This window comes from Nocardia sp. NPDC049149, assembly GCF_043197455.1.
Taxonomy (GTDB): domain Bacteria; phylum Actinomycetota; class Actinomycetes; order Mycobacteriales; family Mycobacteriaceae; genus Nocardia.
The window spans coordinates 130,686-144,578 of record NZ_JBICTD010000010.1 but is presented as its reverse complement, the minus strand read 5'-3'; the positions used below and the strand labels follow the sequence as shown (position 1 = coordinate 144,578).

General features: G+C 66.3%; 11 protein-coding genes. 4 read left to right on the top strand and 7 right to left on the bottom strand.

The annotated features are described in order from the left end of the window. The 3 genes from ACGFNJ_RS34045 to ACGFNJ_RS34035 all read right to left on the bottom strand — a co-directional run bounded on the left by ACGFNJ_RS34045 (nucleotide 1) and on the right by ACGFNJ_RS34035 (nucleotide 6,168). Complete coding sequence (locus tag ACGFNJ_RS34045; protein WP_393457861.1) at nucleotides 1-3,228, bottom strand: hypothetical protein; 3,228 nt, start codon at nucleotides 3,226-3,228, stop codon at nucleotides 1-3. A gap of 223 nt (nucleotides 3,229-3,451) precedes the next feature. Continuing rightward, complete coding sequence (locus tag ACGFNJ_RS34040) at nucleotides 3,452-5,698, bottom strand: protein kinase (protein ID WP_393457858.1); 2,247 nt, start codon at nucleotides 5,696-5,698, stop codon at nucleotides 3,452-3,454. A 140-nt stretch (nucleotides 5,699-5,838) separates the two neighbouring features. Next, on the bottom strand, nucleotides 5,839-6,168 hold the full coding sequence (locus ACGFNJ_RS34035; RefSeq protein WP_393458467.1) for a hypothetical protein: 330 nt from the start codon (nucleotides 6,166-6,168) through the stop codon (nucleotides 5,839-5,841). 180 nt (nucleotides 6,169-6,348) lie between these two features. Between ACGFNJ_RS34035 and ACGFNJ_RS34030 the strand changes: the two genes are divergently transcribed. The 3 genes from ACGFNJ_RS34030 to ACGFNJ_RS34020 all read left to right on the top strand — a co-directional run bounded on the left by ACGFNJ_RS34030 (nucleotide 6,349) and on the right by ACGFNJ_RS34020 (nucleotide 8,830). Continuing rightward, the gene (locus tag ACGFNJ_RS34030; protein ID WP_393457855.1) at nucleotides 6,349-7,062 is read left to right on the top strand and encodes an esterase/lipase family protein; all 714 of its coding nucleotides are present in this window, start codon (nucleotides 6,349-6,351) and stop codon (nucleotides 7,060-7,062) included. A 203-nt stretch (nucleotides 7,063-7,265) separates the two neighbouring features. Continuing rightward, a complete protein-coding gene (locus tag ACGFNJ_RS34025) occupies nucleotides 7,266-8,345 on the top strand; it encodes a dihydrodipicolinate reductase (RefSeq protein WP_393457852.1) in 1,080 nt (359 codons plus the stop codon). Beyond that, nucleotides 8,342-8,830 (top strand): carboxymuconolactone decarboxylase family protein, encoded by a 489-nt coding sequence (locus tag ACGFNJ_RS34020; RefSeq protein WP_393457849.1) that lies wholly within the window; start codon nucleotides 8,342-8,344, stop codon nucleotides 8,828-8,830. The genes ACGFNJ_RS34025 and ACGFNJ_RS34020 overlap by 4 nt, the downstream gene beginning before the upstream one ends. Before the next feature lie 102 nt (nucleotides 8,831-8,932). Here ACGFNJ_RS34020 and ACGFNJ_RS34015 read toward each other — a convergent pair whose 3' ends face one another. The 3 genes from ACGFNJ_RS34015 to ACGFNJ_RS34005 all read right to left on the bottom strand — a co-directional run bounded on the left by ACGFNJ_RS34015 (nucleotide 8,933) and on the right by ACGFNJ_RS34005 (nucleotide 11,847). Continuing rightward, the gene (locus tag ACGFNJ_RS34015; RefSeq protein ID WP_393457846.1) at nucleotides 8,933-9,304 is read right to left on the bottom strand and encodes a hypothetical protein; all 372 of its coding nucleotides are present in this window, start codon (nucleotides 9,302-9,304) and stop codon (nucleotides 8,933-8,935) included. Nucleotides 9,305-9,360: 56 nt separating this feature from the next. After that, a complete protein-coding gene (locus tag ACGFNJ_RS34010; protein ID WP_393457843.1) occupies nucleotides 9,361-10,056 on the bottom strand; it encodes a hypothetical protein in 696 nt (231 codons plus the stop codon). A gap of 243 nt (nucleotides 10,057-10,299) precedes the next feature. After that, nucleotides 10,300-11,847, bottom strand: a complete 1,548-nt coding sequence (locus tag ACGFNJ_RS34005; RefSeq protein ID WP_393457840.1) for an amino acid permease — start codon at nucleotides 11,845-11,847, stop codon at nucleotides 10,300-10,302. Between the two features lie 162 nt (nucleotides 11,848-12,009). Between ACGFNJ_RS34005 and ACGFNJ_RS34000 the strand changes: the two genes are divergently transcribed. After that, complete coding sequence (locus ACGFNJ_RS34000) at nucleotides 12,010-13,380, top strand: FAD-dependent oxidoreductase (protein WP_393457837.1); 1,371 nt, start codon at nucleotides 12,010-12,012, stop codon at nucleotides 13,378-13,380. Nucleotides 13,381-13,386: 6 nt separating this feature from the next. On the opposite strand, the gene ACGFNJ_RS33995 is transcribed toward ACGFNJ_RS34000, so the two are convergent. Continuing rightward, nucleotides 13,387-13,779, bottom strand: a complete 393-nt coding sequence (locus tag ACGFNJ_RS33995) for an ankyrin repeat domain-containing protein (RefSeq protein ID WP_393457834.1) — start codon at nucleotides 13,777-13,779, stop codon at nucleotides 13,387-13,389. Between the last annotated feature and the right edge of the window lie 114 nt (nucleotides 13,780-13,893).

Genomic DNA, 13,893 nt, shown 5'->3' with positions numbered 1-13,893 from the left:
TCAGTTAGAACCAACCGACTGGTCGGCATTTGCGGTGCGTTCCTCGTCCGCACACGCACGCCACACCCGAGCCTCGGCGTAATTGCCTTGGCGATCGAGCAGTTCGGCCAGGCCCGCCATCGCGCGCGGTTCACGCCGATCCGCCGCCGTCCGCCACCAGCGCTCGGCATCCGCCAGATCCCCGCGCCGGAACCGCACCACCCCGAGGTCATAGGCGGCCCCGGCATGCCCTGCCGCCGCAGCCTGCGACCACAGCCCACACGCCTGGTTCTCCTCACCCCGGCTGTACATAGCGACCCCGAGGTCATAGAGCGCGGCCCGATAACTGATGTCGGCGCTCTCCTCGTCCGGCATCGATGCCGGAGCGCTCGGCCCGTACGAGGGCTCGGCATCGCCGCTCGGCGCGACGCCGGACTGGGCGGCACCGTCCGAATCGAACTGCGATCCCGAGTTGGGCTGATCAGCATCGAAGTGCGCTACTCGACCGGGCTGCCCGGCGTGGTTGGAATCGAACTGAGATTCCGAACTGGGGGCGATGCTGCGATCGGCATCGAAGTGTGGCGCTCGACCGGGTTGGGCGTGGTTGGAGCCGAACTGCGCCTCCGGAATAGGGGCGGTGCTCCGATCGGTGTCGAAGTGCGGTGTCCGACCGGGCTGCCCGGCGTGGTTGGAGTCTGGGTGCGGTGCCGAATCGAACTGCGTGCCGCCATTGGTATCCGGATACGGTGCTCGATCGAACTGCGCGCTGCCATTGGTTTCCACATGCGGTGCTCGACCGGACTGTGTGGCGTGGTCGGGGTCGAACTGCGATTCCGGACCGGGCGCGGTGCTGCGATCGGTGTCGAAGTGTGTTATCCGACCGGGCTGGGCGGCGCGGTTGGAGCCGGGGTGTTGTGCCGGATCGAACTGAGCAGCGTGCTCAGAAGCTAGATGCATCGCCGGATCGAACTGGGCGCTGCGATCGGTATCCGGATGCGGTGGTCGACCGGGCCGGGAGGCGTGGTCGGAACCGGGGTGTGGTGCCGAATTGGGTTGGGTGGCGCGGTCGGAAGCGATGTGCGGTGCCGAATTGGCGGTGCGGTCGGTGCCGAGTTGCGGTGTGGCGCTTGGCTGGGCGGTGCGGTCGGCACCGGGCTGGGCGGCGGGATTGCGCGCGGTGCGACCGGAACCGAGGTACGAGGCCAAGCCGCTACGGGTACGCCGATCGGAATCAGGCCGCGCCGCCAGACCCGATTGGGCAGGCTGATCGGCACCCGGCGGCGCGGGCGGATCGGCCTGGGCGTTGAGATCGGAACCTGGGTACGGGGCCAGACGGGGTTGCACGGTCCGATCAGCAGCGAGTTGCGGTGGCGCGCTTGGACTTGCCGGTTGATCGGCACCAGGGTGCGTTGCCGGACCGAACTCGGAAACACGATCGGAACCAGAGTGCGCGGTCGGATCGAACTGGGCGCCGCGATCGAAACCAGCAGGCGTCGCCGGACCGAACCCCGGGACACGATCGGATCCAGAGCGTGCCGCCGAATCGAACTGGCCGACACCATCAGCACCGAACTGTGCTGCTGGATCGAACTGGGCTGCGCCACCGGAACCGTGTTGTGCTGGATCGAACTGGGCTGCGCCACCGGAACCGTGTTGTGCCGGGTCGAACTGGGCTGCGCCACCAGAGCCGTGCTGTGCCGGGTCGAACCGGGTTACGTCACCGGAATCGTGTTGTGCTGCTGGATCGAACGGAGCAGCGTGCGCAGAACCGGGATGGGTTGCCGGATCGAACTGCCCGCCGCGATCGGTATCCAGATACGGTGCTCGACTCGACTGGGTGGTGCGGTCGGAACTGGGGTGCGGTGCCGAATTGGGTTGGGCGGGGTGGTCGGAAGCGATGTGCGGTGCCGAATTGGCGTTGGCGGCGCGGTCGAACCCAAACTGCGTCGAAGGTTCGAACTCGGGAAGCCGATCGGGTCCGGAGTGCGCTGCCGGATCGAACTGGCCAGCGCGGGATCCAGGGTGTGCTGTCGGTTCGAACTCGGTGGCGCGATCGGGTCCGGGGTGTGTTGTTGGATCGAATCGGTCAGCGCGGTCGGGTCCGGGGTGTGCCATCGGATCAAACTCGGCGCTGTGATCAGATCCCGAGTGCATTGGATCGAATTGGCCAGCGCGGTCGGGTCCGGGGTGTGCCATCGGATCAAACTCGGCGCTGTGATCAGATCCCGACTGCATCGGATCGAATCGGTCAGCGTGTGCCGTCGAATCAACCTCAGCGCCGCGGTCGGATCCGGGGTGCGCTGCCGGATCGAATTGGCCGGCGCGATCGAATCCCGTCGGTTCGAACTCGGTGACGCGGTCGGGTCCGGAGCGCTGTGCCGGATCGAATTGGCCGGGGTGGTCAGATCCGGGATGCGCCGTCGGATCGAACTCAGCGATGCGACCAGATCCGGGATGCGTTGCCGGATCGAACTGGGCTGGATCGTCGGAGCTGGGTGCTCGGGTGGGATCGAATTGGGCTCGGCGATCGGGGCCGGGGTGGGCGCGATTCGAGCGCAGTCCCGGATGCGGTTGTGCGTCAGGGGAGTACGCGCCCGGGTGCGCGGGCTGGCCGGGTGGGTGCTGCTGGATCGCGGGGTGTCCGCCGGTCACGCTGGCAGGCAGGCTCGGGGTGGAACGGAGCGGCTGGGTGTGGACGGCGTCGAGGTCGGGGTGTTGGCCGCTGGCCGGGTCCACGTCGTGGGTCGGTGTGGTGCGCACGTCGACGACGAGGTTCGCGAAATTGGCTGGCCCTTCGCCGATGCTGCACCACAAGACGATTCGCCCGTCCGGGGTGTTTTCGATGACGATGCCGTAGTTGCCGACCCACGATTTCTGCTCGCCGTAGCCGTCGACCCAGACCGGCGTCAGCGTGACCAGCGTGCCGGGTGCGGTGCTGACGATGTCGAAGCGGATGCCGCCGACGAGGGCGTCGGACCAGACGTCGACCCCGGCCAGGCGACGGCCGTTGAGCCCGACGTATCCGTTCACCACCGACAGCCCCATGCCGAGCCCGCGCAGCCCTGCGGGCGGTGCGGCCGAGAGCAGAGTCACCGTGACGGTCGTCGGCTCGGGCCCGACCTGCTCGGTGTACATCGGATAGACCTTGCTACCACGCAGAACGATCGGTTCGGCACTCTGATAGCGCGCGGCGAGAGGTAGCTCTTCCTGCGAATTCCGCGCACCCCATGACGAATACCGCTCGTTCATGTAGTGCCCGCCTTTCCGGCCGAAAGTGTCTCGCCGTCCCTGCGCTGTGCGGCGGGATATACCGTACTCGCCGAAGCTGGAAATGGCCCAGCAATCCGGCGGGCCACCGCTGGGAGCACTGCGTACCGGATACCGATCAGTTCATCGGTTTTACGGCCGCCGGAGACGAACGTTCGGCCGACTCGCCACCGCTCGAGATTGCGGTTCAGCGGTTCGATCGATCTCATCGCGTGACGACGCGTTCCAGCGCGGCCAGGTCCTGTTCCAGCATCCGGAACAGCCAATACACCCCGATGAAGGCGAGCGCGCTGCCGACGCACAACACCCGGAGCGCCACGATGACCTGCGGAATGTCTTCGGCGGGTATGAACGTCGCGCCCGCGACACCGAGGAGCGGGACCGCGGCGGCGACGGCCAGGAAATAGGCGCTGCGCCGGTCGAGCTCCGCGAGCCGCAGCGCGTCTTTCCCGCCGAGTCCGCCGTGCGGAAGGAACATCGGGTACAGCGAGCGCACCGCATAAAAATTGACCATGAAGTACGGATACGCCATCGCGATCGCACCGCACACGATCTGCGTGATGAAGAAATGCACATAGGACTCGGCGCTGAGGTGGTTGCCCGAGACCCGCACGGACAACGGCACGATGATGCCCGCGATGACCCAGAGTGCGAAGCAGGTCAGCACATTTCGTTTACCGAGCAGTAAGGTGTCCGACCGTGCCCGCGCGAGCGCATCGGTGTCGTAGGACTTGCCCTTGCGTAATCCGCTGGACACCGACCACAGATTGGCGAGCAGCACATTCGTCACGATGAAGCCGACGAGGAAACACAACCCGTAGGTGAGGGTCGCGATCTGGTCGAATCGGTGCTGTGCCTGCGCATCCAGCTTGCCGATGATCAGCGTCCGGTTGTGGTTGTAGCTGTACCAGATGGCGAGCGCGTTCGGCACGGCGATGGCGAGCGCCATGACCGGGTGCATGAGCCGCCGGGCTCGCAGCCGCCAGCTGGTCGGCGGCGGGTCGACCAGGTCGCGGGCCCTGGCGTCGAGGCACACCTCGAACTGCTGGGCCATGTCCGCGCCGCAGCGCCACCGCTTGTCCGGGTCGGGGTCGAGCGCACGGACCAGCGCGCGTTGCAGCGCGGCGGGGCAGTCGGCGGGAAGGTCTTGGTATGGCAGCGCTTTCGGGCTGCCTGACCGGCGCTCCAGCATGCCGTCGAGTGCCGTGCGATCGCCTCCTGTCACCGAGTCGTCGGCGAAAGGCTTTCGCCCGGTGAGCAATTCCCACAGCATGACGGCGAGCCCGTAGAGATCGCTTCGGGTGTCGAGGTCTTCGGCCGTGCCAGGTCGGTCCGGGTGCACCGCCGCCAGTTGTTCGGGCGACATGTAGGCGAGCGAGCCGCCGAAGTAGGCGACCGGGCTGTCGCCGGAGACGTTGCCGCTGAAGCTGATGTTGAAGTCCGCGAGCTTGGGCACGCCGTCCGCGGTGAGCAGCACGTTCGCCGGTTTGATATCCCGGTGCAGCACACCGGCATTGCCCGCGTAGTCGAGCGCCTCGGCCAGCCTGCGGCCGAGCCAGGCGATGGTTTCCGGCCAGGACAGCGTCGCGAGTTGGGCACGCAACGCCGATTCGCTCGGCCGGATCTCACCCTTGCCGGTCAGCACGGCGTCGATGACGTCGAGCAGCAGCAGGCCGGATCGTTGCTCCGCCTGCGTCGCTCTGACCCGCTCCAGCACGGTGAACAGCGTCCCGCCCGGCACGTACTGCATGTAGAGCAATCGGAGCTTGCGGCTCGCCAGCACCCGCTGGTCGAAGACCCGCACGATGTAGTCGTGGTCCAACTGCGCCAGCGTTTGCGGTTCAGTGCCCTTGTCCCTGGAGATCTTCACCGCGACGAGCCGCTGCATCGACCGCTGCCTGGCCAGGAACACCCTGGCGAACGCGCCGCGTCCGAGCCCGGTCATCAGGTCGAAGTCGTCGATCTTCTGCCCGACGTCGATCTCGTCGAGGTTGACCGGTTCGGCGGCCGACATCATCGTGCTGTGGTAGTCGTCGGTTGCCAGCATTTCCGAAAGCTGTTCGGCTTGTTCGGGATAGGCCGCGGTGTATTCGGCGACCTGCACCGACTGGTCTGCCCGCCGCCGCAGGTGGAACTCTTCGTAGATGAGGTCGGGCGGCAGCGGCCAGGTGCGCAACTCCGGCAGGTCCGCCACGTATTCCGCGAGCCGCTTCGGTTCGGTGTTGCGTCCCCACCGGTTGGCCAGATCGACCTTGATCAATTCGATCAGCGAGACCCGGCGTATCGCGGGCGACTCGGGCAGATAGGCCCGCAGATCGGGTGGGGTGTTCGCGGTGCGCCACGCGTCGGCGAAGCGCTCGACCACGTCGGCGACGCTGTTGCCGCGGGAATCCACGGGCGAACGGTCGGATGCGACCGTCGCCCCCGAAACCGGCGGGGCGGGGTGCGCCATCTGCGCATCGTATCTCTGCGGTCCCCGGGAAACCGAACGTTTGCCCGGAAATATCCGGACTACCAATCCGCACGGCATGATCGAAGGCCTATGGCGGACGGTGGGAGTGTTTCTCAGCAGCGCCGAATCGGCGGCGAGAGTTACTTGTCCATCCCTGCGTGGGGTGTGAAAGCCCAGCGGGCGTAGGTGTTTTCGGGGCGCACGGTGATCACATCACAGGTCGAGACGACCGCATCGGCGGTGCCGTCGAGGTGTTCGAGGTTCGGTGTGATCACTGCTTCGGCATCGAAGCGGTGGACCGCGCCCAATAGCTCGACGATTCGGTCCTCGGTGGCATCGACCACGACGGTTTGAGTGAGATCGTAACCGAGTCTCCTTGCGAGACTACGCATCTGCCTCTCATCCCAAACCTGCTGCGCGCCCGACACGTCGCGCCGCACATAGCCGAGTGCGGTTGGTTTCACTGCCATCACCACCTTCCTCGTCACCAAGTCAACTCTGACATCGGCGTTTCCGCCACCCCGGCGTGCAGGACATCGCGGTTTGCCGCGTGCCTTTCGTGCAGACAGTAGCTGAGTCGCGTACCCCCCAGGCTATAGGCAGTAGGGTTTCTACGGAAACGAACCGTTTCCGAAAGTGGGTCGACATTCATGCGCGTGCGAATTTTTCGCTCGACCGTTGTGCTGTGTTGCGTGATTTTCGGGTTGGCTCTCCTACCTTCCGGCGCCGCGCATGCCGTCGGCCCGAATCCCGTTCTGGTAATTGGCGGATTCGACGCGAATCAGACCAAATTGGACAACTTGCGCGCCTGGCTCGGGTCGCGCGGTTACCCGGCCTATTCGATGCAGTTGCTCGGGACCCCCACCGGCACTGCGCCGATTGCCGAGTCGGCGAAGGCGGTTGCCGACAAGGTCGCCGCGATCCGGCACGAGACCGGTGCGGCGCGGGTCGATCTGGTCGGTCACTCGATGGGCGGTTTGGCGCAGCGGCACTACGTGAAGTTCCTTGGCGGGCTTGGCCGGGTCGGCACCTATGTCGACTTCGGGACGCCGGAGGAGGGGGAACCGCTCGCCGTGGCGTGTGCGTTGTTCGCGCAGGGCTGTCGTGATCTGCTGCCCGGTTCTGCGTTCCTCGCCGAGCTCAACGCGCCGCCCGCGGTTCCGGCCGGGCTGCCCGCGTTCCACCTGTTCTCCGACACCGAGGGCGGCGAAACGAAGCTGCTGCCCGGTGCCGTCAATGCCAGCGTTCAATCGTTCTGTCCCGGGCGCAAAGTCGGCCATCCCGACGAACCGACCGATCAGGCGATGCAGCAGCTGATCGACTCCGCGTTGCGCGGCGGACCGCTGGCGACGACCTGCCGGTAGCGACAAAGTATGTGTAACCGCCGGTAACTGTAACCGTGGGTTACACATAACTTCGGGGGATTTCGAAGACGTGGGCGCGGATCGCAGCTCGCAGATCTTCAGACGAGGGACAGCGTACCTTGTGCTGCCCCTTGTTGTCACAAGACCCTCAAGGTTCGCGAATACCCCAAATAACCGACCAAGCGCTTGCTACGCTCGGCCGCATGATCTCCACGGCGGTGTGGGGCACCGGCAATGTCGGCCGGGCGGCCATTCGGGCCGTCGAGGCGCATCCGGCGCTCGAACTCACGGGTGTGCTCGTGCACAATCCCGGCAAAGTCGGCCGCGACGCGGGGGAGTTGAGCGGACTCGACTATCGCGTCGGCGTTGCCGCGAGCGACGACATCGAGGCGATGCTGGCCGCCGCGCCACAGGCGATCGTGTACGCGGCGTCCGGTGATATCCGGCCCGACGACGCGCTCGCCGATATCGTGCGGGCGATCCGGGCAGGTGCGGTGGTCGTCACGCCCGCGCTCTACGCCCTGTACGACCCGCGCAATGCGCCTGCGGAAGTGCGTGATCCGGTGCTGGCCGCGATCGAGGAAGGCGGCGGTTCACTGTTCGTCTCCGGCGTGGATCCCGGGTGGGGCAACGATGTGCTGCCACTGCTGGTGAGCGGCCTCGGCGGCACCGTGGATGTGCTGCGCTGCCAAGAGATCTTCGACTACGCCACCTATGACCAACCGGACTCGGTCCGCTATCTGGTCGGCATGGGCCAGCCGATGGACTATCAGCCGCCGATGCTCGCGGCGACCGTGCCGACCATGGTGTGGGGCGGGCAGATTCGGCTGATGGCGCGCGCACTCGGCGTCGAACTCGACGAGATCCGCGAGACGCTGGACCGGCGGGCGCTCGACACGACCATCACCACCGCGTCGATGGGGGACTTCGAGGCGGGCACGCAGGGGGCGGTGCGATTCGAGGTGCAAGGCATCGTTGCGGGGGTGCCGCGCATCGTCATCGAGCACGTGACCCGCATCCATGCGTCCTGCGCGCCGGACTGGCCCGCGCCCGCCGACGGCGACGGCGCGCACCGGGTGATCATCGAGGGCCGCCCGCGCATCGAGGTCACCATCGAGGCGACCGACGAGGGCGGCAATCGGGCCGCGGGCGGAAACGCCACTGCCGTAGGGCGTTTGGTGAGCGCCATCGATTGGCTCGTCGACGCCGAGCCCGGGCTCTACGACGCGCTCGACATCCCACTGCGGCCGGCGGTCGGCAAACTCGGAAGGAAAAACCCATGATCATCGACATTCCCGCGGGCAAGGATCCGATCGGCTACGTCTGGGGCGAAATGGTGCCGGGCATCGGCCTGGCCGCGTCGCAGTTCTCGCTGTCGGTGTACTCGCACAGCACCTTGGGTCTGCGCGAATTCGAGGCTGCCCGCCTGCGCATCGCGCAGATCAACGGATGCCTCTTCTGTCAGGACTGGCGCACCGAGCGCGACGGGAAGAAGGTGGAACCCGAGTTCGCCGACGCGGTCACCGAATGGCGCACCACCGATGCGTTCGACGAACGCACCAGGCTCGCTGCCGAATACGCCGAACTGTACGCACTCGACCACCACAGCATCGACGACGATTTCTGGACTCGCATGCTGGCCCATTACTCCCAGACCGAGGTCGTCGAACTCAGCATGAGCATCGGCTCCTGGCTGGCCTTCGGCCGCCTCAACCGCGTACTCGGCCTCGACACCGCCTGCGTCCTCCCCGGCCACTCCGCGGCCTGACCTCGCCGAAATCCGCACTCCTTCTTGGGATCCGCACCCCCTCAGGGCCCCCGCAGTGGGTGCGGATCCCTAGAACCGGTGCGGATTTCGAGGAGTGGGCGATCACTCGGAACGCTTCGGCGGCCACAGACTGTCGTCGGCCGCGTCGTAGAGCTGGTACTCCAATCCCAGGATGAGGCCTTCGATCAAGCGGCGGACCGCTGTTGCCGCGCTGTCGACGGCGGAACTGCGGTGTCGGCGCCGGTCGGCGCGATCGGCGGCGGTCACGCGCACCGAATGGCCTGCGGCTTCCACATTGAGCAAGGCGTGGCGGTAAGCGGCGGGAACGCGGGAATTCCAGCCATGCAGCGCGGCAACGACGAATCGGTGCAGCTGCTCATCGACCGGTTGTCCGTACTGAGTCCGGACATAGTCGCGAACCTGTGCGGGCGAGTCGACGGCCCCCATCGGCAGCACAACGAACTCGTAATTCATCTGTCCAACGGTAGCGCGATTCGCCGAAAAACAGGCTGGGACAACAACTCTGCGAATTACTGTTTAGGCACCCATGCTGGTTGTCCGTCGACGAGGCCCGTCTCGAATAATTCCGGGGCGTCCAAAACCGCCCTGAGCAGGTCGTGCGCCTCGACCGGCGACAGCGTCGCCGGGTAGCGGATGTATTCGAGCGCGGCGGTATTGCGGACCAGGAATCGGTGCCGGAATTCGGTGTCGTCGACGTAGGTGAGGGCGATGCGGCCGGACCAGTCGATGTCGTGCGTGCCGTCTGGGCGCCTGGTGAAAACCACCTCCTGGTCGGCGACCGAATCGTGGCCGAGCAGGTAGATGTTGAAGGCGAGAAATTCGAGTTGATCGGCATCGACGAGCGGCAGCGGGTCCGCGGTTAAGCGTTGTGGTGTCAACGATTTCAATTGAAACATTTTCCCCGGCGTGGCGGCGAGGAATCCGGTGCCGTCGTCCTCACCCCAGTATGTCGAGGACAACGTGCAGCGCCCGTAGTTCTGCCACACCACCGGCGATGCCCAGTCCTCCTCGTCCCCTGTGCCTTTCGGTGCACCGTCGGCGCTGTACCCGACCGTCCGGAGATGCAGGTCGAACCATAGATTGCCGTTCTCGTCGATCCGCCCGGTCCACGCGAACTCCTCGATCGCGTGCCCGGCAGGCCATGGGTTTCCCGGGAAGACAATCCGTCCCACCGTCGGTCTGCCTTCCAGGTCGATCCTTTCCATCCCTCGAACCTAGCGACCGCCACCGACATACCGCGCGGCACCCGTCATTCTCGGCAGGTAGCCGCTATCGCCTGGTCCAACTCGGCACTGATCAACGGCTAGCTGCGGCCGAAATTGGCGTGACTGCCTTGATCGGACTGGAACACTTCCAGAACCGGAACCTCGAGATAGTCATATTCGGGGGAGGTCGCATATCTGGTCGGCATATTCGCGCGGCAGATCGAAACGGCGCAGCAAGGGCGGTCAGGCCTTCACCGCCGTCTCGTCGCCCGCCTCGTCCACCGTGCGCTTCGGACCGGTGAACCAGGTGCGGGCCGAGACCACCCACCAGATGCCGATCGCGCCGACGACGCCGATCAGTGCGATCGGCGCGTAATTGACTGTCGTCCACGTGAACTCGCTGTTCCATGGATAGCCGCGATCATCCATCGGCAGGATGAACAGGAGGCTGATCAGCACGATCCAGATCAGCGCGACGACGCCGATCGGGCGATACCAGCGGCCGAGTTGCCAAGGGCCGGTTCGGAATCGGGCACCGTGCCACTGCCGCAACAGGATCGGAATGCCGTAGGCGATGTACAGCCCGATGGTCGCCACCGAGGTAGCGGCGGCGTAGGCGGTCGGCGCGTTCTCCGCGGGCACCAGCATCGACGGAATCAGCAGCAGGAACGCGAAGAACGAGATGAACAGCACCGCGTTCACCGGCACCTTCCGCGCCGAAAGCTTCGACCAGAGCGGCGATCCCGGCACCGCGCCGTCGCGGGCGAACGCGAAAAGCATGCGCGAGGCCGAGGTGACCGAGGCGTAGCCGCAGAACAATTGGGCGATCGCGGCGATGACGAGCAGCAGCCCCGACCAGAACGAGTTCAGCGAATTCTCCAGGATGTAGATCACCGGGTAGCCGCTGTTCTTCGTCGGATCAAGGGCGTCCTCGAGATTCGGGATCGCGAAAGTGACCGCCATGATGAGCAGATAGCCCGCGATCGCCGAGACCACGATGGTGTTGATGATGCCCTTCGCCGCCATCCGCGAGGCGTCGTGGGTTTCCTCGGACATGTGCGCGGACGCGTCGTACCCGGTGAACGTGTACTGGGCGTGCAGCAGGCCGAGCAGGAAGCTGAACGCCACCCCGCCGAACCCGACTGCGCTGTTGTCCACGGTTTCGGTGAACACGAACTCGATGCTCTGATGCTGTTTCGCGCCGAACGCGAGGACGAGCACGAAGATCGCCACGCCACCGACGTGCCACCACGCGGAAATGTTGTTGATCACCGCGGACAGGTGCGGTCCGATCGCGTTGAGCACCGCGTGCAGCACCAGGATCGCGAGGAAGACCAGGAAAATCGCGGTGCGGTCGGTGCCGATATCGATGCCGATCACGTTCAGCACGACGGTCGTGAAGATCGCCGCCCCGTAGTCGATGGCCGCGGTCACCGCGATCTGGCCGATCAGGTTGAACCACCCGGTGAACCAGCCCCAGACCGGCCCGCCGAGCTGCGAAGCCCACCAATACAACCCGCCCGAGGTCGGATAGGCCGACGCCAATTCCGCCATCGCCAGGCCGACGAACAACACCATGATCGAGACGAGCGGCCAGCCCCATGCCATGGTGATCGGCCCACCATTGGCCAAACCTATTCCGTAACTGGCCAATCCGCCCGTCAGGATGGAGACGATGGTGAAGCTGATGGCGAAATTGGAGAAGCCGGACCACGATCTGGCCAGTTCTTGTTTGTAGCCGAGTTCGGCGAGCCGACGTTCGTCGTCGGACGGGGACGGTGTTTCGGTCATGTAGTGCTCCCGGGTGTAAACACTGCCCTCACACAGCGTTTGCCAGAAGATCAGTGTGAAGTAATCACGGGTCAACCGCTCGGCAACCAGGAATTCCGCCGAAAATCGCCGTGACCTGGCCCATGCGCCCGGCTGTCGGTGCTGGGTCGTAGCGTGAGGAGTATGCAACGACTGGTGGTCATCGGCGGGGACGCGGCGGGCATGTCGGCGGCGTCGCAGGCGCGCAGGCTCGAGGACGCGAGCGAGCTGGAGATCGTCGTCTTCGAGCGCGGCCGGTTCACCTCGTTCTCCGCCTGCGGCATCCCGTACTGGGTGGGCGGGGATGTGACCGACCGGGACGCGTTGATCGCCCGCACCCCCGAGGAGCACCGCGCCCGCGGCATCGATCTGCGGCTGCGCACCGAGGTGACCGAGATCGACGTCGCCGGTCGCCGAGTACGCGCCCGCGACCTCGAGTCCGGGGCCGAAACCTGGACGGAGTACGACAAACTCGTGATCGCCACCGGCGCGCGCCCGATCCGGCCGCCGCTGCCAGGCATCGACGCGGCAGGCGTGCACGGCGTGCAGACCCTCGACGACGGGCAGGCGCTGATCGACACCCTCGAGCGCACCGAGGGCAAGCGCGCCGTCGTGGTCGGCGCGGGCTATATCGGGGTCGAGATGGCCGAGGCGTTCATCAATCGCGGCTATGAGGTCACCATGGTCAACCGCGGCTCCGAGCCGATGGCGACCCTGGATCCGGACATGGGCGCACTGGTGCGCGCCGCCATGCAGGGCATGGGCATCACCGTTGTCGACGATGCCGAGGTGACCGAGCTGCGCACCGACGCGCAGGGACGGGTCAGCGCCGTGGTCACCGCAGGCGCCGAATACCCCGCGGACGTGGTGGTGCTCGGCATCGGGGTGCGCCCGGACACGGACCTGGCCCGTGCCGCCGGGCTGCCGCTGGGGGAGCACGGCGGGCTGCTCACCGATCTGGCGATGCGGGTGCGTGGCCACGAAAACATCTGGGCGGGCGGCGATTGCGTGGAGGTGCTGGATCTGGTCTCGGGCCGGGACCGCCATATCGCGCTCGGCACCCACGCCAACAAGCACGGTCAGATCATCGGCGCCAACATCGGCGGCGACTACGCCACGTTTCCCGGCGTGGTCGGCACCGCGGTGAGCAAGGTGTGTGACCTCGAGGTCGCGCGAACGGGCTTGCGGGAGAAGGACGCTCGGGCGGCGGGCCTGCAGTACGTCACCGTCACGATCGAATCGACCAGTCGCGCAGGCTATTACCCGGACGCGGCGGGGATGACGGTGAAGATGCTGGCCGAACGCCGCACCGGGCGGCTGCTCGGCGTGCAGATCGTCGGCAGGGAGGGCGCGGGCAAACGGGTCGACATCGCGGCCGTCGCGCTCACCGCGCGCATGACGGTCGAGCAGATGACCGCGCTCGATCTCGGGTACGCACCGCCGTTTTCGCCGGTGTGGGATCCCGTGCTGGTGGCGGCGCGCAAGGCGGTGGCCGCGGTCCGCAAGCGCGGGTAGCCGGGATCAGTAGTCGCTGAACAACTTCAGCAGATCCTCTTTGCCGAACATGAGTGCGGCATCGCGGGCCGAGGGGGTGCCCTGGTCCGGGTCGGCGCCCGATTCGAGCAGCAGCCGCACGATCTCGGTTTCGCCCTTGAAGACCGCACCCGCCAACGGAGTTTGGCCCTTGTCGTTCGCGATCGTCGGATCGGCGTCGCGGTCGAGCAGCGCGGCGACCGCATCGCGATGGCCGTGATAGGTGGCGAGCATGAGCAAGGTGTCGCCTGCCTCGTTCCTCAAGTCCGCCGAGACGCCGGCGTCCAGATAGGTGGCGAGCGAGGCGGCGTCGCCCTGCCTGGCGAAACCGAAGATCTTGGTGGTCAGCTCGAGCAGTTCCGGATCCATGTCAGCGCCCATTCGCTCATTCCTACCAGGTGCGCGACCCGGCCGATCCTCGGTTGCCCGCGTGCCGTCCTGTGCTGGGAAAATGCCCGCATTGTCCGAGGAGCGGCGTGGCGAGTGGTCGCGGTA